We start from the raw sequence: 19316 nt of genomic DNA, 5'->3' as shown, positions 1-19316 counted from the left end.
AATCCCCTCGGGTCAGGCCCGGGGAGTTGGTCATTGTCGCCAAGCGCGTTGGGAACTGTCAACGAAGGATGCGCAGTTCCGCGGCCTGCCACAACGCCGAAAGCAGTCATCGGCTATGCTCACGCCCATCGGCCGGATGGCCGTCCTGACCCTCATTCGCACGGAGAACACGCATGCGCAGCGGCAACCCGGCTCTTTCCGAGTCGACCTTCCTCGACCTCGCCAGCGGTTCGGTGGTGACCAGCCCCGACCAGGCAATGACCCTCAACGGCACCGTCAACAAGACCGGTTTCCTGCTGCTGTTGACCGTGCTGACGGCCGCTTTCGCCTGGAACCAGACCATCGACGACTACGGCCAGGTCATGGCCGGAGCCAGGTTGTATGCCATGGGCGGCGCCATCGGCGGCCTGGTGCTGGCGCTGATCACCATCTTCAAGAAGGAATGGTCGCCGGTCACCGCGCCGATGTACGCGCTGGTGGAAGGCGTGTTCCTCGGCGCCATCTCGGCCCTGTTCAACGCCAAGTTCCCGGGCATCGTGTTCCAGGCCGTGCTGCTGACCTTCGGCACCCTGTTTGCGCTGCTGTTCGCGTACCGCAGCGGCGTGATCAAGGCCACCGAGAACTTCAAGTTGGGCGTGGTCGCCGCCACCGGCGGCATCGCCCTGCTCTACCTGGCCTCGTTCGTGCTGGGCTTCTTCAACATCAACGTGCCGGTGATCCACGACTCCAGCTGGCTGGGCATCGCCTTCAGCCTGTTCGTGGTGGTCGTGGCGGCGCTGAACCTGGTGCTGGATTTCGACTTCATCGAAACCGGCGTGGCCCAGCGCGCGCCGAAGTACATGGAGTGGTATGGCGCATTCGGCCTGATGGTGACCCTGGTCTGGCTGTATGTGGAGTTCCTGCGCCTGCTGTCGAAGATCCAGCAGCGCTGAGTCCAGCCACGCCGAGAGAGACAAGCCGCGATCCGCAAGGGTCGCGGCTTTTTTGTAGAGTCGAGCAAGCCCACACGTCCCCTGCCCCCATGCCCGACACCTTCCACAGCTACCGCCCGGCAGAGGGCCACCGTCTGCCGCATGACCCGTTCAACGCCATCATCGGCCCGCGCCCGATCGGCTGGATTTCCAGCCGCGACGCACAGGGCACGTTGAACCTGGCGCCCTACAGCTTCTTCAACGCCTTCAACTACACCCCGCCGATCATCGGCTTCTCCAGCCAGGGCCGCAAAGACTCGCTGCGCAACATTGAAGCCACCGGTGAATTCGTGTGGAACCTGGCCACCTTCGACCTGGCCGAGGCGATGAACGAAAGCTGCCGTGCGGTCGCGCCGGATGTCGACGAGTTCGTCCTTGCCGGCCTGACGCCACTGGCCTCAACGCAGGTCACACCGCCCCGCGTGGCACAGAGCCCGGTAAGCATGGAATGCCGCTGCACGCAGATCGTCCGCCTGCGCGATGCCGCCGGCCAGGACACCAACGGCTGGCTGGTGCTGGGCGAAGTGGTGACGGTGCATATCGATGAACGGCTGCTGGTCGATGGCATCTACGACACCGCTGCGGCGGCCCCGATCCTGCGCGGCGGCGGGCCTGCCGACTACTTCCGCATCGGCGCCGGACAGCGCTTCCGCATGTTCCGCCCGACCTGACGTTCAACCGGTTACGGCCGCGCCAGCAGCACCGGCATCGACGACGCCAGCAATGCGATGCCCGACGCGGTCAACAGGCTCAGTACGATCTGCCGGAAGCGCGCCTCGCTGATGCCGATGTAGACGCGCGCACCCAGCAGGGTCGGCACCAGCATCGCCGGCGCCACGATGGCGAAGTACGGCAGCATCTGCCGGCTCACCAGGCCGCTGCCGACATAGGTGGCCATGGTCACTGCCAGCATCGCCAGGTTGAAGTTCTGGATGACCGCGCGCTGCTCGTCCTTGCCGAAGCCACGCAGCGTGCTCCACAGCGTCGGCACCGGTCCGGCGAAACCGCCGATGCCGCTGAGCACCCCACCTGCCATGCCGGCGATCGCGTCACCGATGCGACCACCCACGCGGATCGGCGGCAATGATCGCGCCATCAGCATCACCGGGCACCACAGCGCAAGGAAGCCGCCCAGCAGCGCCTTGAACCAGTCCATGTCCAGGTGTGGCAGTACCATCACGCCGAGCGGAATGCCCGCCAGGCCGCCCAGCACGAACGGCAGCAGCAGGCGCAGGTTGAAGCCACGCCGCACGGTGAACACGGCCACCAGCTGACCGACCAGCGCGCCGAACACCGACAGCGCAGCGGCCAGTCGCGGCTCCAGCCCCCATGCCCAGAACGACATCGCTACCATCCCGAAGGCGAAACCGGACAGGCCCTGTACGAATCCGGCGACGATCGCGCCAAGCGCGACCAGCAGATACACCGACTCCATCATCACCCCGGCTGCAACCGCGCGACTACCCTGCCGCGCTCACCTGTGCAGCGTAGTGCGCCGCGAGATGCTCGACCAGCGCACGCACCTTGGGCGCCAGTGCACGTGCATGCGGGTACAGCGCGAAGTAGCGTCGCTGGCCCGCATGCCAGGCCGGCAGCACGCGGATCAAACGACCGGCGCGCAGATCCTCCTGCACGGTGAAGGCGGTGAACAGGCTGATGCCCATGCCGGCCAGCGCGGCGGCGTACAGTGCGGGCGTGGCATCCACGCGCAGGCGCTGCCCGGCTTCGATGCTCGCGGTTGCGCCGCGCGGCCCCTGCAACTGCCAGGGCGGCATTGCTGGCGTGGGACTGAAACCCAGCAGCGTGTGATGAGCCAGGTCCGCTGCCTGCCGCGGCAGTCCGTGGTGTGCCAGGTAGGCCGGTGCGGCGACCAGGATGCGCGGGCAGCTGGCCAGCTCGCGCGCGACCAGCTGGCTGTCCGGCAGTGAAGCCGCGATGCGCAGGGCCAGGTCGAAACCACCACCGACCACATCGACCAGCTGGTCATCGGCCGACAGGTCCAGCGTGACCTGGGGGTAACGCTGCAGGAATGACGGCAGCCAGTGCGGCAGCTCCTGGCTGGCCACCACCTGCGGCACGCTGATCCGCACGCTTCCACTGGGCTGCGCCTGCCCGGCACGGGCACGGTCGTCGGCTTCCTGCAGGCGGTCCAGCAGCGTTGCCGCCTCACGGTAGTAGTCGCGCCCGGCCTCGGTCAACGACAGCCGGCGGCTGTTGCGATCGAGCAGGCGCACCTGCAGGTGTTCTTCCAGCTGCCGCAGTTGCCGCGACATCGCCGAGTGGGTGGTACCGAGGCGCTCGGCTGCCGCGGTGAAGCTGCCCGCATCGACGATGGCGCGCAGTGCACGCAGGGCAGCGAAGTGATCCATCGGCGGGCAGCTCCACGTGGCGGAGCCCGCGGCATGCGGGCCCCGCCAGCTTATCAAGCGCCGTCGCCGGCCTTGCGCACCGGCAGTGCCAGGATCGCGTCAGTCGTCATGACATCGCCGAAGGCGTCCTCGATCTGGGCCAGAGCGGCTTCATGCAGCGTGCGATGGCCGATGCGCCGGCCGCCAGCCAGGTCCAGGTCACGGCTGGCGCTGGCATCGGACGAGACGATCACCCGGTAACCACGGGGCGCGGCCGCCGCGTCGCGCGCGGCACCAGCCACGCAGGCATGGGTCTGCAGGCCGGTGACGATCAGGGTGTCGATGCCGGCGTTCTTCAGCAGCGGGTCGAGCACGGTGGAGGACGCGCCGGCGAACACGCTGACATTGTCCTTCTGCACCACGGTCTCGCCCTGGCGCGGCTGCAGGTCGCGATGGAAGGCAGCATTGACGCTGCCCTGTGCGAACAGCGGCGCACCCGCCGGCAGCACGTGCTGCACATGGATCACGCGGATGCCATGAGCATCGGCGAATTCGACCACCCGCTTCGCCTGCCGCAGCGCGGCCACGCCATCGGGAATGACCATGCGGCCACCGGCAAAGCCCGGTGCGGCCGTGGCATCGAAGTACTCATTCTGGAAGTCGATGACCAGCACGGCGGTCTTTGCCGCATCCAGCGAGGTCGCGACCGGCGCGCCAGCCATGTGGCGGATGGTGGGATGGGCCGGCTCGGCGGCGGCGACCGGGGCGGTGGTGGCCATGCCGATCAGGCTGGCCAGGCCGAAGGCGGTGAGGTTCATGTTCGAGCTCCAGTGCGTTGGGAAGTGGGCACAGGATGCGGAGCGCATGACGCACGAACCAGCCGCGTAGCGGCACATGATCTGTGCAATGTACGCACAGACAATTTCCATGTAGAGCCACCCCATGGGTGGCTGCGGACCAAGGCCCCGTCATTCCACGCACGGCGTGGATCTACCGGGCCGGCCCACAACGCAACGGGGCGCCCGAAGGCGCCCCGCTGTGGATCCAACCGAGGTCGGCCGGCCGCTTACAGGCGGCTGGCGATGGCCTGGGCAAAGCTCATGGTGGTGCCGGTGCCGCCCAGGTCGCCGGTCAGCGAATCCTTGGCTTCCATGGTCGCCACGATGGCCTTGCGCAGGCGCTCGGCGTTTTCCGGCTGGCCGACATGGTCCAGCATCTGCGCGGCTGCCAGCAGCAGCGCGCACGGATTGGCCTTGCCCTGGCCGGCGATGTCCGGCGCGGTGCCGTGCACGGCTTCGAAGATCGCCGCGTCCTTGCCGATGTTGGCACCCGGGGCCAGGCCCAGGCCGCCGACGAGACCGGCGCACAGGTCGGAGATGATGTCTCCGAACAGGTTGGTGGTGACGATCACATCGAACTGTTCCGGACGCATCACCAGCTGCATGCAGCAGTTGTCGACGATCATTTCCTGGAACTCGATCTCCGGGTACTGTGCGGCGACTTCACGGGCGACGTTCAGGAACAGGCCCGAGGTCGACTTGATGATGTTGGCCTTGTGCACGGCAGTGACCTTCTTGCGGCCAGTGCTCTTGGCCAGCTCGAAGGCGTAGCGCACGATGCGCTCGGAGCCCTTCCGGGTGATGCGGGTGCCGGAGAAGGCGGTTTCGCCGTCGGCCGACACTTCCTGGCCTTCGGCCAGGTAGGCACCTTCGGTGTTCTCACGGACGGTGATCAGGTCGACGTTGTCGAAACGCGACTTGGTGTTCGGGAAGGTGTGGGCCGGACGCACGTTGGCGTACAGGTCGAAGTGGCGGCGCAGACTGACGTTGATCGAGGTGAAGCCACCACCGACCGGGGTGGTCAGCGGGCTCTTCAGCGCGACCTTGTTGCGCGCGATCGATTCCAGGGTCACTGCCGGCATCAGGTCGCCGTGCTTTTCCAGGGCCACCAGGCCGGCGTCGGCGTCTTCGTACTCCAGGCCAGTCTTGAGCTGGTCGAGCACGAACAGGGTGGCGTCCATGATTTCCGGGCCAATGCCGTCGCCGCGGATGACCGTAATTTTCTGCGTCATTGATCGATGTTCCGAACAGGGGGAAAAACGCCGTCCGGACGTGCCCGGAAACGCCGGCGCAAAGGAAGTTTCACCGGCAATTATGCCTGAGCCGGGGCCGAGGTCCCAAATAGACCATGGTCCCAGTGCCCGGCCCAGGCAGAATTGCCCGCGCATTCCGCCTTATCCCCGCGCCTGTCGGCGCGCCCCCTTTAACAACAAGGGGGCTCCTGGGCTGTTGGATCGTGGGAAGGCCCCTCGCGGGTGCGGTAGTGCCGGCCGCTGGCCGGCAACCCCGGCCATGCCGGATTCAGGGAATACCGGCCAGCGGCCGGCACGCCCCTCAGTGCTCGTGCGCTGCCGGGGCGGCGGCGCCACCTTCAAGCTGGTCGAGGAAGTCGACCGCGCGGCGCAGGTGCGGGATCACGATCGATCCGCCCACCACCAGGCCGACCGAGAAGGTCTCGAAGAACTCCTCGCGGGTCACGCCGGCGTCCTTGCACTGGGCCACGTGATAGCTGATGCAGTCGTCGCAGCGCAGCACCATCGAGGCCACCAGGCCCAGCAGCTCCTTGGTCTTCACGTCCAGCGCGCCGGCCTGGTAGGTCTGCGTGTCCAGCGCGAAGAAGCGGCGCACCACCTGGTTCGGCTCACCCAGGATCCGCTCGTTCATGCGCTTGCGGAACTCGGTGAACTCGGCGATGCGGTCCTTGCTGCCGTCGTCGGCCGCGCTCATGCCTGGCCCTGCCCGGCCAGCAGCGGCTCGAGCTTGCCTTCACGGTGCAGGGCCATCATGTCGTCGTAGCCGCCGACATGGACGTCGCCGACGAAGATCTGCGGCACGCTGGTGCGGCGGGTCAGCGCCATCATCTTCTCGCGCTCGGCCGGGTCCAGGTCGATGCGGACCTCGGTCCACTGCTGGCCCTTGCTCTTCAGGAAGTTCTTGGCGGCCACGCAGTACGGGCAGACGGCGGTGGAATAGATGGTGATGGCGGGGGCACCGCCGGCGGTCTGGGCTGTCACGGGAAACTCCACGATGGATCGACGGTCTACATATGGTACCGGTGCGCTGGAATTTCCACGCCACGGCCGCAACACTGTGGATTAACGAATGGTTGCCCCCCGCCCTGCCACGCTTGGCGCGCCCCGCCCGAGGAACTCCTGCTTGCGAGCCCTGCTGCTGACTACCGCCGTCACCCTGGCCCTGGCCATGCCGCTGGCCCAGGCCCAGGAGAAGCTGCCCGACATCGGCTCCTCGGCCGGCGAGCTGCTGACCCCGGCCCGCCAGGCCGAGTACGGCGCGATGATGCTGCGCGAGCTGCGCAACTACGGCTACCTGCTGGAAGATCCGCTGGTCAACGACTGGCTGCAGACCATGGGCACCCGTCTCGGCTCCAACAGTGACCAGCCACGGCAGCCGTACACCTTCTTCGTGATGAACGACCGCCAGATCAACGCGTTCGCCACGCTGGGCGGCTACATCGGGGTCAATGCCGGCCTGGTGCTGACCGCCGAGCGCGAGGACGAGGTCGCTGCGGTGCTGTCCCACGAAATCGCCCACGTCACCCAGCAGCATGTGCTGCGCGGCGTCGAGCGCGCCCAGCGTGACCAGATCCCGATCCTGCTGGGCATGCTGGCGGCGGTGGTGGCCGCCCAGGCCAGCAACAGCACGTCGTCCGGCAACGCGACGATGGCCGCGATCAGCTCGGGCATGGGCCTGATGCAGCAACGGCAGATCAACTACACCCGCTCCAACGAGTCCGAGGCCGACCGCCTGGGCATCCGCACCCTGTCGCGCAGCGGCTACGACGTGGATGCCATGGCCGGCTTCTTCGAACGGATGTCGGCGGCCATGCGTGGCAACGAAGGGGGCTACAGCGTGCCCGAGTTCCTGCGCACCCACCCGGTCAACATCACCCGCATCAGCGAAGCCAAGGCCCGCGCCGAGCAGATGAAGAAGGATACGGTGCTGCTGACCACCAGCACCCCCACCGGCGAGCGCAAGGAGCGGGTGGACCCGGCCGATCCCAGCCTGGGCGAGCCGCTGCTGCGCGGCAACAACCCGCTGCTGCCCAGCAGTGTGCTGCGCCTCCCGATCGGCCAGCTCAACCGTGGCGCCAGCGGCGACTTCGACTGGGCACGTGAGCGCCTGCGCGTGCTCAGCGCGGATTCCACCCCCGAGCTGGAACGCGAGTATGCCGACCTGGCCAAGCGGCAGAAGGACGGTCTCAACGATGCGCAGCGCTATGGCCAGGCGCTGGCGGTCATGCGCGGTGGCCGTGCCGGCGCCGGCCAGGCCCGGCAGACCCTGGCCGGCCTGCTCCAGACCCATCCCGGCAACCTGTGGTTGGCGCTGGGCCTGGGCGAAGCGGAATCGCGGGCAGGCCAGGCGGCCCAGGCCAACAGCCGCTTCGAGCAGCTGCTGCGCGAACACCCCAACAGCCGCCCGGTGGCACTGACCTATGCCGAGATCCTGAACGAACAGGGCAACCGCGAGGCCGGCCAGCGCGCGCAGGCGATGCTGCGCCCCCTGTTGTCGCAAAGCGGTAACGATCCGGTCTTCCAGCAGCGCTTTGCCCGCGCCAGCGAGCTGGCCGGCGACAGCGTGCGTGCCAGCGAGGCCTATGCCGAGGCCGCCTTCCTCAGCGGTCGGCCGGAACAGGCGCTGCTGCAGCTGCAGGCGCTCAAGCGCAACCCGGCGCTGGATTACATTGGCCGCGCGCGGGTCGATGCCCGCATCGAAGCGATCACCCCGACCGTGCTGGAGCTGCGCCGCCAGGGCGTGCAGGACCCGGACCTGGACCGGCGCTGAGCGCTGCATGACCGGCCGATGGCAATCCAGGCCGGTTCCGGCCGGGCAGTCACAAACATGTCATCAAACCGTAGTCTACTGGCACCACTCCAGTAACCGAGCCCTACGGTGTCCTCGTGCAGAAACGCATCCTGATCGTCGATGACGAGCCCGCGATCCGTGAAATGGTCGCCTTCGCCCTTCGCAAGGGCGATTACGAACCGGTCCACGCCGGCGATGCCCGGGAGGCCCAGACCGCGATCGCCGACCGCGTTCCGGACCTGATCCTGCTGGACTGGATGCTGCCCGGCACCAGCGGCCTGGACCTGGCCCGTCGCTGGCGCAAGGAAACGCTGACCCGCGAAGTGCCGATCATCATGCTGACCGCCCGCGGCGAAGAGAACGACCGCGTCGGTGGCCTGGAAGCCGGCGTCGACGACTACGTGGTCAAGCCGTTCTCGGCGCGCGAACTGCTGGCGCGCATCCGTGCGGTGATGCGCCGTGCCCGCGAGGACGACGAGGACGGCAGCGTGGCAGTCGGCCCGATCCGCATCGACGGCGCCGCCCATCGCGTGTTCGCCAACGACCAGCCGGTGCCGATCGGCCCGACCGAATACCGCCTGCTGCACTTCTTCATGACCCATCCGGAGCGCGTCTACACCCGCGCGCAGCTGCTGGACCATGTATGGGGTGGCAGCGTGTACGTGGAGGAGCGCACCATCGACGTGCATATCCGCCGCCTGCGCAAGACGCTGGAACCGTTCAACGCCGAGAACATGGTGCAGACCGTGCGCGGCGCCGGCTACCGGTTCTCCACTGCCACCTGAGTCTCGTCGTGCCGGCACCGCGCACCTGCGGGTGCCGGTGCCGGCAACTCTGCTATAACCCTTGGTTCACTCCAGTGAACCGCCGCACCTCAACGACGAGACCGCAATGCCCCGCCACATCCGCTCTGCCTGGTTGAAGACCCTGGCCACCGTTGCCGCGGTACTGCTGTTCGCCGGACTGGTGGGGTGGTTCACGGGCCATCTGTGGTTGTGCATCGCGCTGGGCGCGCTGGCCACCCTGGCCTGGCATTACTGGCGCCTGCGCAGCGTGCTGCGCCGCCTGACCGCACGCCAGCGCTGGGACACCGCCGAAGAAGGCACCGGCGTCTGGAACGAACTGGACCGCCTGCTGTATCGCAACCAGGTGGAAATGCGCGTGCGCAAGCGCCGCCTGCTGGACATGCTGCGCAGCTACCGCGCCGCCGCCGCCGCATTGCCCGACGCGGTGGTGGTGCTGGACCGCAACAGCCAGCGCGTGCAGTGGTTCAACGAAGCGGCCACCGCCCTGCTCGGCCTGCACCATCCCGGCGACCTTGGCGAGGCCCTGGTCGAACGCTTGCAACCGATGCCGCTGGCCCACTGGCTGGCCGGTGGCCGCAATGCCGAACCGATCCTGGACGTGCCCTCGCCGGTCGATCCGGCGATCCGCCTGAACCTGCGCCTGATTCCCTATTCGTCGGATTACTGGCTGCTGATCGCCCGCGACGTCAGCAAGCTGCTGCGCCTGGAACAGGTGCGCCGCGACTTCGTGGCCAATGTTTCACACGAGCTGCGCACGCCGCTCACCGTGGTCCACGGCTACCTGGACATGATGGATCCGGAGGACTTCCCCGGCACCGGCCCGATGCTGGAAGAAATGCGCAAGCAGAGCCAGCGCATGGCCCAGCTGGTGGAAGACCTGCTGACCCTGTCGCGGCTGGAATCGCAGGAGCACAGCGAGGAAGAGACCGTGGCCATGCAGCCGATGCTGGCGACCCTGCGCCGCGAGGCCGAGGCGCACAGCCAGGGCCGCCACCAGATCAGCATCGATGATCTGGCCGGTGTCGACCTGCAGGGTTCGACCAAGGAACTGCACAGTGCCTTCTCCAACCTGGTCACCAACGCGGTGCGCTATACCCCGGCCGGGGGCCGCATTGCGGTGGAGTTCCGCCGCGAAGGCGACGGCGCCGTGCTGGCGGTGCGCGATTCCGGCTACGGCATTCCCGCCACCCACCTGCCGCGCCTGACCGAACGTTTCTACCGTGTGTCCAGCAGCCGCTCGCGCGAGAGCGGCGGCACCGGGCTGGGCCTGTCCATCGTCAAGCACATCCTCGGCCTGCACCACGCACGGCTGGAGATTGAAAGCGAAGTCGGCAAGGGCTCGGTGTTCTCCTGCCATTTCGATGCCGACCACGTGCGCCCGCGCGAGTCCGCCCCCCTGACCTCCATCGAAGAATGACGCCATGAGCAGCCTCGGATCCCTCCCCCTCCCCGTGAGCCCGGACAACGATCCGTTGCGCGACCCGTCGCTGTACATCAACCGCGAGCTGTCGCAGCTGGATTTCAACTTCCGCGTGCTGGCGCAGGCCATGGACCCGCAGGTGCCGCTGCTGGAGCGCCTGCGCTTCATGTGCATCTCCTGCACCAACCTCGACGAGTTCTTCGAGATCCGTGCCGCCGCCGTGCGCCACGCGCAGGAATTCGGCCTGCCGCCGGCGCCGGACGGCATGAGCCCGCAGGCCATCCTCAACGCCATCCATGACCGCGCTGCGGAGCTGGTGGACCAGCAGTACCGCTGCTGGAACGAGACGCTGCGCCCGGCGCTGATGGAGGCCGGCATCGGCGTGCTCGGTCGCCATTCCTGGACCGACCGCCAGAGGCGCTGGCTGCGCGCCTACTTCCGCAACGAGATCATGCCGGTGCTGTCGCCGCTGGGCCTGGACCCGGTGCACCCGTTCCCGAAGATCCTCAACAAGTCGCTGAACATCGTGGTGGTGCTGAAGGGCACCGATGCGTTCGGCCGCGCCGGCCACCTGGCGATCGTGCGTGCGCCGCGCTCGCTGCCGCGCATCATCCAGCTGCCGGAGAAGCTCGGCGGATCGCAGAACTTCGTGTTCCTGTCCTCGGTGCTGTCGACCTTCGTCGATGAGCTGTTCCCGGGCATGGAAGTCCAGGGTGCCTACCAGTTCCGTGTCACCCGCAACTCCGAGCTGGTGGTGGACGAGGAGGAAGTGGAGAATCTGGCGCTGGCGCTGCGCGACGAACTGGTCGACCGCGGCTACCGGCCGGCGGTGCGCCTGGAGATCGCCCACGACATGCCGCGCGAGATCGTGCGCACGCTGCTGCAGAATTTCGGCCTGACCGAGAACGCGGTGTACCGCATCGACGGCCCGGTCAACCTCAACCGCATCATCCAGCTGTACGACCTGATCGCGCAGCCAGACCTGAAGTACCCGCCGATGACCCCGCGCACGCTGCGCGACAGCGACGGCATCTTCGAGACCACGGCGCGCCAGGACCTGCTGCTGCACCACCCGTTCGATGCCTTCACCGCGGTGCTGGACCTGATCCGGCAGGCGGCGATCGATCCCAACGTGCTGGCGATCAAGCAGACGCTGTACCGCACCGGCAAGGATTCGCTGATCGTCGACGCACTGATCCAGGCCGCGCGCAACGGCAAGGATGTGACTGTAGTGGTCGAACTGCGTGCGCGCTTCGACGAAGAGGCCAACCTGGGCCTGGCCGATCGCCTGCAGGAGGCCGGGGTGCAGGTGGTGTACGGCGTGGTCGGCTACAAGACCCACGCCAAGATGCTGCTGATCGTGCGCCGCGAAGGCCGCAAGCTGCGCCGCTACGTGCACCTGGGCACCGGCAACTACCACAGCGGCACTGCCCGCGCGTACACCGACATCAGCCTGATCACCGCCGATCCGGACATCGGCAATGACGTGCACCTGTTGTTCCAGCAGCTGTCCGGGCTGGCCTCGAAGATGAAGCTCAAGCGCCTGCTGCAGTCGCCCTTCACCCTGCACACCGGCATCCTCGGCCGTATCGAGCGCGAGACGCGCATCGCCGCCGCCGGCCGCCCAGCGCGGATCATCGCCAAGATGAACGCGTTGAACGAACCGCAGGTGGTGCGCGCGCTGTACGCCGCGTCGCAGGCCGGCGTGCAGATCGACCTGATCATCCGTGGCGCCTGCACCCTGCGTCCGGGCGTTCCGGGTGTCTCGGACAACATCCGCGTGCGCTCGATCGTCGGCCGCTTCCTGGAGCACAGCCGCGTCTACTGGTTCGGCAACGACGGCGCGCCGGAGATGTACTGCGCCAGCGCCGACTGGCTGGAACGCAACCTGCTGCGCCGGGTCGAGACCTGCTTCCCGATCCTCGATCCGGAACTGGCCAAGCGGGTGTACCGCGAGGTCCTGCAGAACTACCTGGACGACAACCTCAACGCCTGGGAACTGGACGCCGACGGCGTCTACCACAAGCGTGCGCCGGCGCACGACGAAGCCCCGCATTCTGCGCAGATGGCATTGATGCAGGGGCTGTAGTCCTGCCCCGGTGGACCCCGACCGCTGGTCGGGATTCGATCAGCGGTCGCCCGGGGTCAGATCCCTTTCCTGCGGGAAAGGGATCTGACCCCTTGCAATCCTGCCGCACGCCTCCTTCCAAAATGTGAAGGCCGCGCGGTGACGAGCACACCGCCGCTTCGGCTAACATTCGCCCATGCCGCATACCTCCACGACTCCGCCCGCATTGCAGGATGGCGACCTGCTGGCCGCCATCGACCTTGGCTCCAACAGTTTCCACATGGTCATCGCGCGCTACACGCTCGGCCAGCTGCGGGTGATCGACCGCCTGCGCGAGACGGTGCGCATGGCCGACGGGCTGGATGGCAAAGGCGGACTGTCTTCCGCCGCACGGCAGCGCGCGCTGGAATGCCTGGCCCGTTTCGGCCAGCGCATCCGCAATGTGCCGCCGCATCGGGTGCGCGCGCTGGCCACCAACACGGTGCGCCAGCTGCGTTCTCCCCAGTCGTTCCTGGTCCCGGCCGAAACCGCACTGGGGCATGCCATCGAAGTGGTCAGCGGCCGCGAAGAAGCCCGCCTGATCTACCTGGGCGTGGCCCACGCGCAACCCCCCAAGCCCGGCCAGCGCCGGCTGGTGATCGACATCGGTGGCGGCTCCACTGAGTTCATCATCGGCATGGGCATGCAGACCCTGGAGCGTGAAAGCCTGCAGGCCGGTTGCATCGCCAGCACCCGGCGCTTCTTCCCCGGCGGCAAGCTCAGCAAGAAGCGCTGGAAGGACGCGCTGGCCGAGATCGGCCGCGAGTTCCAGCCCTTCGCCAGCAAGTACCGCGCGCTGGGCTGGCAGGAAGCGCTGGGCTCTTCGGGCACGCACAAGGCGATCAGCGAGATCTGCGCGACGATGAAGCTGAGCAAGGGCGCGATCACCGCCGAGGCCCTGCCGCAACTGCGCGATGAGCTGCTGAAGGCCAAGAAGATCGACGACATCCAGTTGCCGGGCCTGTCCAGCGACCGCCGCCCGATCATCGCCGGCGGCATCCTGGTGCTGGAAGCGGCGTTCCAGGCACTTGGCCTGCAGAAGCTGCTGGTCAGCAAGGCCGCGATGCGCGAGGGCATCCTCTACGACATCGTCGGCCGTGCCGGCGAGAACGACCTGCGCGATGAATCGGTGGCCGCGCTCAGCCAGCGCTACGGTATCGATACGGTACAGGCCGACCGCGTGCAGGACACTGCTCTGTCACTGCTGGAGCAGGTGCAGGAACGCTGGAAGCTCGATGCCGATGATGCGCGCATGCTCGGCTGGGCCGCACGCCTGCACGAACTGGGCCTGATGATTGCCCACAGCGGCTACCACGTGCATGGCAGCTACGTGCTGGAGCACTCGGACATCGCCGGCTTCTCCCGCCAGGAACAGCAGATGCTGGCCGCGCTGGTGCGCAGCCATCGCCGCAGCGTGACCAAGACCGCCTTCGACGCCCTGCCCGAGCGACTGCTGCTGACCGCGCGCCGGTTGGCGGCCCTGCTGCGGCTGGCGGTGCTGCTCAACCGCGCGCATGAGGACGACCCGCTGCCGGCGCTGGAACTGACCGCCGACGACAACCGGCTGTCGCTGATCGTGCCGCAGGCGTTCATCGATGCCCGTCCGCTGCTGCGCGCCGACCTGATCGGCGAGACCGACGGGATCGCCGGGCTGGGCATCCAGTTCCGTCCGTTCGTAGCCTGAATACGCCGTCGCCTGTTGTCCACAGGACAGCAGGAGTGACGCACTTCGCACCCCCACTTTGCGCAGTCTGGCGGTTTTTTGTGCTGCTTCGCATCACGACGGCACCGTATCGCGTATCGCACCTCTCACGTAAGCGCCTGCTTTTGTTCACGTTTTGTGAAGGATGGGGGTGTCCCGTGACATAAATCGATACGAACTCTTTACAGAGCATTAACTAACGAGACTACTATCGGGTCACCGGCTCGGTCATCAACCCAGCTGGCTCCTTCGACGCCCACTTTGGCGTCTTGTGCACGACCTGAGAGAGAGAGCTCGCCATGACTTCACGCACCACCGCACTGGGGCAGGCCATCCGCTATGCCCTGGCTACCACCGCAACGTTGGCCGCCCTGCCCGCGTTTGCCCAGGACGGCAGCAACGCAACGCCCACCAACCTCGACCGCATCGAGATCACCGGCTCGCGCATCCGCCAGGTGGACGTGGAAACCGCCCAGCCGGTGTTCGCGATCAGCCGCAACGACATCGAAAAGCAGGGCTTCAGCTCGGTTGCCGACATCCTGCAGAACGTCACCGCGATGGGCAGCCCGACCATCAGCCGCGCCAATGCGCTGACCGCGGGTGAAAACGCGGGTGGCACCTACATCGACATGCGCAACCTGGGCACCCAGCGCACGCTGGTGCTGGTCAACGGCAAGCGCATGGGCATCAGCACGTCCGGCTACCAGGACATCTCCACGCTGCCGGTGTCCGCCGTGGAGCGCATCGAGGTGCTGAAGGACGGCGCCTCTGCGATCTATGGCTCCGACGCCATGGCCGGCGTGGTGAACATCATCACCCGCTCCAATGTCACCGGTGTGACCGCCAACGTCTATCACGGCCAGTACAGCCAGGGCGACGGCGCACGTGACCGCTTCGACGTGGTCGCCGGCTGGAGCAACGATCGCGTGTCGTTGACCTTGTCCGCCGAGCATGCCGAAGAGAAGGGCGTGTGGGCGCGCGATCGCGGCTTCAGCAAGTACGGCATGACCGATCGCCATCCGTACGACAGCAGCAACTGGACCACGATCAGCCAGTACGGCCAGTTCACCGGTCTGCGCGGCCCGGGCTGTACCGCCACTGCGGGCTGCGGCTATTCCCTCAACCGCGGCGCCGATCCCACCAACCCGGCCAATTACCACCTCACCGATAGCACGCCGTTCACCGGTGACGTGAGCAACGCCAACGACCAGATGCACGTGATGTATCCGGTCAAGCGCGACTCGGTCTATTTCGACGGCCGCTTCAAGATCACCGACAACGTCAACTTCCGCACCGAGCTGGGCTACAACCAGCGTGAGTCCACCCGCCAGATCGCGGGCTATCCGCTGCAGTCGAGCACCGCCGGTGTCGGCTCGATGTCGATCAACAGCTACTTCAATCCGTTCGGCCGCCAGCACGGGTATGCCACCCCGACCGCCGTGGCATGGAACCGCCGCACCTGGGAAGTGCCGCGCGTGACCACCAGCGAGCTGAAGACCTACCGCGCGGTGGCGTCGTTCGACGGTTCGTTCGAGATCGGCAGCCGCTACTTCGACTGGGAAGTGGGTTACCAGTACAACCGCAATGAACTGGAATCGGTGGCGACCGGCAACCTGCACAAGGGTCGCGTCGCCGGCGGCGTCGGCCCGTCGTTCTACAACGCCGCCACCGGCAAGGTGCAGTGCGGCACCGCCGCTGCACCGATCTCCTATGACGTGTGCAAGCCGTGGAACCCGCTGGTGCCGTACGGCACGACGGCTGCCGATGGCCTGTACGGCAACGAAGAACTGCAGGCGTGGCTGTTCCCGGAAGAGATCACCAAGGGCCGTACCACCTCCAAGAACTTCTTTGCCAACATCGCTGGCAGCATCGTGACCCTGCCGGCTGGCGACCTGGGCTTCGCGTTCGGCGTGGAAAGCCGCAAGGAAGAAGGCAAGTACACCCCGGATGCCCTGGCCCAGACCGGCGCGACCACCAACCTGGCTGCGGGCCCGACCGGCGGTGACTACACCGTCAACGAGGCCTACCTGGAAGTGAACGTTCCGGTGCTGGCCGACCTGCCGGGCGCGAAGGAACTGACCTTTAATGGCGCAACCCGCTTCTCGGACTACAACACCTTCGGCAACACGCTCAACAGCAAGTTCGGCTTCAAGTGGAAGCCGATCGACTCGCTGATGGTGCGTGGCACCTGGGCCGAGGGCTTCCGTGCACCGACCATCAGCGACCTGTTCGGTGGTGGTTCGGAGACCTTCGCGCAGTTCAGCGATCCGTGCGACACCCGCTTCGGTTCCTCGGCCTCCAGCGCGGAAGTCCGTGCACGTTGCGCACGCGACATCGCCAATGCGAATACCTTCCGCCAGCTGCGCCAGGGTGGCACCCCGGTGAACACGTCGACGGACGCGACCCCGGTGCCGTTCACCTCCGGGTCGAACCCGCTGCTGACGCCGGAAACCTCGACCAGCAAGACGCTGGGCCTGGTCTGGAGCCCGAGCTTCATCCAGGGCTTCAACGCCTCGCTGGACTGGTGGAAGATCCGCATCGACAACACGATCATCGCCGACACGCCGACCCAGATCCTGCAGGACTGCTACGAATCGGGTATCGACGCGCGCTGCTCGCGCTTCCAGCGTGACCCGGTGACCGGCATCGTGACCAACCTGAAGTTCGGCAACCGCAACGCGGGCTTCATGGAAACCGAAGGCTACGATCTGGACGTGAGCTACCGTCTGGACACCCGGTTCGGCAAGTTCAACGTGAACTCGGCCACCACCTACGTGTCCAGTGCGACCTACCGCACCTCCAACGACAGCTCGATCGTCCCGATCGTCACCAACGGCATCGGCAGCGCTTTCCGCGTCCGTTCCAACCTGGTGCTGGGCTACGAGCGGGGCAACTTCGGCGCGAGCTGGACCGCGCGTTACTATTCGGGCGTGAAGGAAACCTGCTCGAACATCGCGCTGTACCCGGACGAGTGCTCGGATCCGGGTGTGTACGCACCGTGGTACAAGGGCGCACGCAACTACAACGAGCGCGGCGCGGTCACCTTCCACGACGTGCAGGTGCGTTACTCGCTGCCGTGGGACGCCACCGTGTCGGTCGGTGCCAACAACGTGTTCGAGAAGACCGGCCCGGTCATGTACAGCAAGCCAAACTCGGCCTTCTCGTACTACGGTGGTTACGATATCGGCCGCTTCATCTACATGAAGTACCAGCAGCGCTTCTGATCCATCGCGCTGTGACGGAAGCATGACGAACACGGCCCTTCGGGGCCGTGGTTTTTTATTGGCCGCCGCGCCCAGGCGCTGGCCGGCGCCACCGTCATCTGATGGTCGCAAAGCGGTCATGTCGGCTACATCGCCAGGCCCGAGCATGCCGGAAACCCGGAGGCCCGCCATGCGCTATGCCATCGTCACCGAGACCTATCCACCGGAAGTGAACGGCGTCGCCCTCACCGTGCAGGGGCTGGAACAAGGTCTGCGCGCAGCCGGGCACGAGATCGACCTGGTCCGCCCCCGCCAGTCCAGCGAAGCGCTGGATTCGGCACCCGGCACCTTGCTGGTTCCCGGCGCCGCCCTGCCCCGCTACCCCGGCCTGCGTTTCGGACTGCCGGCGCCGATCCGGCTGGGCCGCCATTGGCAGAAACAACGCCCGGATGCGGTCTACATCGCCACCGAAGGTCCGCTCGGCTGGTCGGCACTGCGCACTGCGCGCCGCCTCGGCATTCCGGTCGCCAGCGGCTTCCACACCCGCTTCGACGAGTACCTGCCCGACTACGGCGTGGCGTGGCTGCAGGCCGCAGCCATGCGCTGGATGCGCCGTTTCCACAACCAGGCCGATGCCACCCTGGTGCCGACCCGCGAGCTGCAGCAGTTCCTCGGCGAACAGGGCTTCGAGCGCGTGCGCCTGCTGGCCCGCGCGGTGGACAGCCAGCAGTTCGATCCGGGACGGCGCGATCCCGCGCTGCGCGAGGAATGGGGCGTGGATGGCAACGGCCTGGTGGCGATCTATGTCGGCCGCATTGCTGCTGAAAAGAACCTCGGCCTGGCAGTGAAGGCATTCCGCCGGCTGCAGCAGATCCGGCCCAAGGCACGCTTCGTGTGGGTCGGAGATGGCCCGGCCCGCGAGAAGCTGGCACATGAAAACCCCGACTTCATCTTCTGTGGCATCCAGCGCGGCGATGCGCTGGCCCGGCACTTCGCCAGCGGCGATCTGTTCCTGTTCCCCAGCCGCAGCGAAACGTTCGGCAACGTGACCCTGGAAAGCATGGCCAGCGGTGTGGCCACCGTGGCCTTCGACTACGGCGCCGCGCGCGAGTACCTGCGCAATGGCGAGAACGGCGCAGCCGTGGACAGCGACGATCAGTTCATCGATGCCGCCGTGCGACTGGCCGCCGATGACGCGCAGCGCCGCGAACTGGGCGGCAATGCCGCACGCGCGATGAAGCGCCTGCATCCACAACAGGTGGTGGCCGAGTTCGATGCACTGCTGGCCGAACTGGCACAGTCGCGGAGGAACGGCCATGCGCACTACGCCGCTTGAGCTGCTGGCCGGGCGCGAAGCACGCTGGTGCCGGCGCGCAAACCACTACTGCCGGCGGCGCCGCGTGCGTCGCCTGTTCGCGGTCATCAGCCGGCTCGGCGATGGCGTGTTCTGGTACGTGCTGATGGCCGCGCTGGTGGTGCTGGACGGCTTCGACGGCCTGCGCGCCTCGGTGCACATGGCCGCCACGGGCCTGGCCGCGCTGCTGCTGTACAAGGTCCTCAAGCGCTGGACCCGGCGCCCGCGGCCCTACGCGGCCGACCTGCGCATCCGCGCCTGGGTGGCGCCGCTGGACGAGTTCAGTTTCCCCTCCGGACACACCCTGCATGCGGTGTCGTTCACCATCGTGGCACTGGCCTACTACCCGTGGCTGGCGCCGCTGCTGGTGCCGTTCACCTGTGGCGTTGCACTGTCGCGGGTGGTCCTGGGCCTGCACTATCCTTCCGATGTGCTGGCAGCCACCGCCATCGCCATCGTGCTGGCTTCGGCCAGCCTGACCTGGCTGCCGCTGCCGGTGTGACGACCGGAGCCAGGCAAGGC

General features: G+C 67.1%; 16 protein-coding genes. 10 read left to right on the top strand and 6 right to left on the bottom strand.

The window, feature by feature from the left end; translation table 11 throughout:
• Positions 1-173: 173 nt before the first annotated feature.
• Together AC5P6H_RS18400 and AC5P6H_RS18395 are read left to right on the top strand one after the other, a co-directional pair.
• The gene (locus AC5P6H_RS18400) at positions 174-932 is read left to right on the top strand and encodes a Bax inhibitor-1/YccA family protein (protein WP_014646095.1); all 759 of its coding nucleotides are present in this window, start codon (positions 174-176) and stop codon (positions 930-932) included.
• Between the two features lie 89 nt (positions 933-1021).
• The gene (locus tag AC5P6H_RS18395) at positions 1022-1642 is read left to right on the top strand and encodes a flavin reductase family protein (RefSeq protein ID WP_014646094.1); all 621 of its coding nucleotides are present in this window, start codon (positions 1022-1024) and stop codon (positions 1640-1642) included.
• Between the two features lie 11 nt (positions 1643-1653).
• Here AC5P6H_RS18395 and AC5P6H_RS18390 read toward each other — a convergent pair whose 3' ends face one another.
• The 6 genes from AC5P6H_RS18390 to grxC form a co-directional block, all read right to left on the bottom strand.
• Positions 1654-2406, bottom strand: a complete 753-nt coding sequence (locus AC5P6H_RS18390; RefSeq protein ID WP_049440305.1) for a sulfite exporter TauE/SafE family protein — start codon at positions 2404-2406, stop codon at positions 1654-1656.
• A 25-nt stretch (positions 2407-2431) separates the two neighbouring features.
• Positions 2432-3340: a LysR family transcriptional regulator gene (locus AC5P6H_RS18385; protein WP_032961780.1), complete on the bottom strand. Its 909-nt coding sequence runs from the start codon at positions 3338-3340 to the stop codon at positions 2432-2434.
• Between the two features lie 53 nt (positions 3341-3393).
• A complete protein-coding gene (locus tag AC5P6H_RS18380; protein WP_014646091.1) occupies positions 3394-4137 on the bottom strand; it encodes a cysteine hydrolase family protein in 744 nt (247 codons plus the stop codon).
• Positions 4138-4385: 248 nt separating this feature from the next.
• Positions 4386-5390, bottom strand: coding sequence for an isocitrate dehydrogenase (locus AC5P6H_RS18375; RefSeq protein ID WP_014036138.1), 1005 nt, complete (start codon positions 5388-5390; stop codon positions 4386-4388).
• Between the two features lie 322 nt (positions 5391-5712).
• Positions 5713-6105 carry a carboxymuconolactone decarboxylase family protein gene (locus AC5P6H_RS18370; RefSeq protein ID WP_004154542.1) on the bottom strand — a complete coding sequence of 131 codons (393 nt, stop codon included), beginning with the start codon at positions 6103-6105 and terminating at the stop codon, positions 5713-5715.
• Positions 6102-6392: a glutaredoxin 3 gene (grxC, locus tag AC5P6H_RS18365; RefSeq protein WP_004154541.1), complete on the bottom strand. Its 291-nt coding sequence runs from the start codon at positions 6390-6392 to the stop codon at positions 6102-6104. Before grxC ends, AC5P6H_RS18370 begins: the two co-directional genes overlap by 4 nt.
• 142 nt (positions 6393-6534) lie before the next feature.
• Between grxC and AC5P6H_RS18360 the strand changes: the two genes are divergently transcribed.
• From AC5P6H_RS18360 to AC5P6H_RS18325, 8 genes are all read left to right on the top strand, one after another.
• Positions 6535-8181 carry a M48 family metalloprotease gene (locus AC5P6H_RS18360; RefSeq protein ID WP_014646090.1) on the top strand — a complete coding sequence of 549 codons (1647 nt, stop codon included), beginning with the start codon at positions 6535-6537 and terminating at the stop codon, positions 8179-8181.
• A 116-nt stretch (positions 8182-8297) separates the two neighbouring features.
• Positions 8298-8987, top strand: a complete 690-nt coding sequence (phoB, locus tag AC5P6H_RS18355; protein ID WP_005408258.1) for a phosphate regulon transcriptional regulator PhoB — start codon at positions 8298-8300, stop codon at positions 8985-8987.
• Positions 8988-9093: 106 nt separating this feature from the next.
• A complete protein-coding gene (phoR, locus tag AC5P6H_RS18350; protein ID WP_005415460.1) occupies positions 9094-10425 on the top strand; it encodes a phosphate regulon sensor histidine kinase PhoR in 1332 nt (443 codons plus the stop codon).
• A 4-nt stretch (positions 10426-10429) separates the two neighbouring features.
• Positions 10430-12517: a polyphosphate kinase 1 gene (gene ppk1 / locus AC5P6H_RS18345; RefSeq protein ID WP_032955925.1), complete on the top strand. Its 2088-nt coding sequence runs from the start codon at positions 10430-10432 to the stop codon at positions 12515-12517.
• A 175-nt stretch (positions 12518-12692) separates the two neighbouring features.
• Complete coding sequence (gene ppx / locus AC5P6H_RS18340) at positions 12693-14219, top strand: exopolyphosphatase (RefSeq protein ID WP_032955928.1); 1527 nt, start codon at positions 12693-12695, stop codon at positions 14217-14219.
• Between the two features lie 317 nt (positions 14220-14536).
• Positions 14537-17461 carry a TonB-dependent receptor domain-containing protein gene (locus tag AC5P6H_RS18335; protein ID WP_032955931.1) on the top strand — a complete coding sequence of 975 codons (2925 nt, stop codon included), beginning with the start codon at positions 14537-14539 and terminating at the stop codon, positions 17459-17461.
• A gap of 169 nt (positions 17462-17630) precedes the next feature.
• Positions 17631-18776, top strand: coding sequence for a glycosyltransferase family 4 protein (locus AC5P6H_RS18330; RefSeq protein ID WP_014646086.1), 1146 nt, complete (start codon positions 17631-17633; stop codon positions 18774-18776).
• Positions 18757-19296 (top strand): phosphatase PAP2 family protein, encoded by a 540-nt coding sequence (locus AC5P6H_RS18325; RefSeq protein WP_032955935.1) that lies wholly within the window; start codon positions 18757-18759, stop codon positions 19294-19296. The genes AC5P6H_RS18330 and AC5P6H_RS18325 overlap by 20 nt, the downstream gene beginning before the upstream one ends.
• Positions 19297-19316 lie beyond the last annotated feature (20 nt).

It is taken from the genome of Stenotrophomonas sp. YJH_SMC_110, from assembly GCF_059369255.1.
The sequence above is the reverse complement of the archived record's forward strand: the minus strand, read 5'-3'. Positions and strand labels throughout refer to the sequence as shown.

Coding starts and splice junctions, on each gene's coding strand:
- AC5P6H_RS18390 (WP_049440305.1), bottom strand. CDS start 2,406: ATGGAGTCGGTGTATCTGCTGGTCGCGCTTGGCGCGATCGTCGCCGGA.
- AC5P6H_RS18335 (WP_032955931.1), top strand. CDS start 14,537: ATGACTTCACGCACCACCGCACTGGGGCAGGCCATCCGCTATGCCCTG.
- AC5P6H_RS18370 (WP_004154542.1), bottom strand. CDS start 6,105: ATGAGCGCGGCCGACGACGGCAGCAAGGACCGCATCGCCGAGTTCACC.
- AC5P6H_RS18375 (WP_014036138.1), bottom strand. CDS start 5,390: ATGACGCAGAAAATTACGGTCATCCGCGGCGACGGCATTGGCCCGGAA.
- ppk1 (WP_032955925.1), top strand. CDS start 10,430: ATGAGCAGCCTCGGATCCCTCCCCCTCCCCGTGAGCCCGGACAACGAT.
- AC5P6H_RS18395 (WP_014646094.1), top strand. CDS start 1,022: ATGCCCGACACCTTCCACAGCTACCGCCCGGCAGAGGGCCACCGTCTG.
- ppx (WP_032955928.1), top strand. CDS start 12,693: ATGCCGCATACCTCCACGACTCCGCCCGCATTGCAGGATGGCGACCTG.
- AC5P6H_RS18330 (WP_014646086.1), top strand. CDS start 17,631: ATGCGCTATGCCATCGTCACCGAGACCTATCCACCGGAAGTGAACGGC.
- AC5P6H_RS18380 (WP_014646091.1), bottom strand. CDS start 4,137: ATGAACCTCACCGCCTTCGGCCTGGCCAGCCTGATCGGCATGGCCACC.
- phoR (WP_005415460.1), top strand. CDS start 9,094: ATGCCCCGCCACATCCGCTCTGCCTGGTTGAAGACCCTGGCCACCGTT.
- AC5P6H_RS18385 (WP_032961780.1), bottom strand. CDS start 3,340: ATGGATCACTTCGCTGCCCTGCGTGCACTGCGCGCCATCGTCGATGCG.
- AC5P6H_RS18325 (WP_032955935.1), top strand. CDS start 18,757: ATGCGCACTACGCCGCTTGAGCTGCTGGCCGGGCGCGAAGCACGCTGG.
- AC5P6H_RS18400 (WP_014646095.1), top strand. CDS start 174: ATGCGCAGCGGCAACCCGGCTCTTTCCGAGTCGACCTTCCTCGACCTC.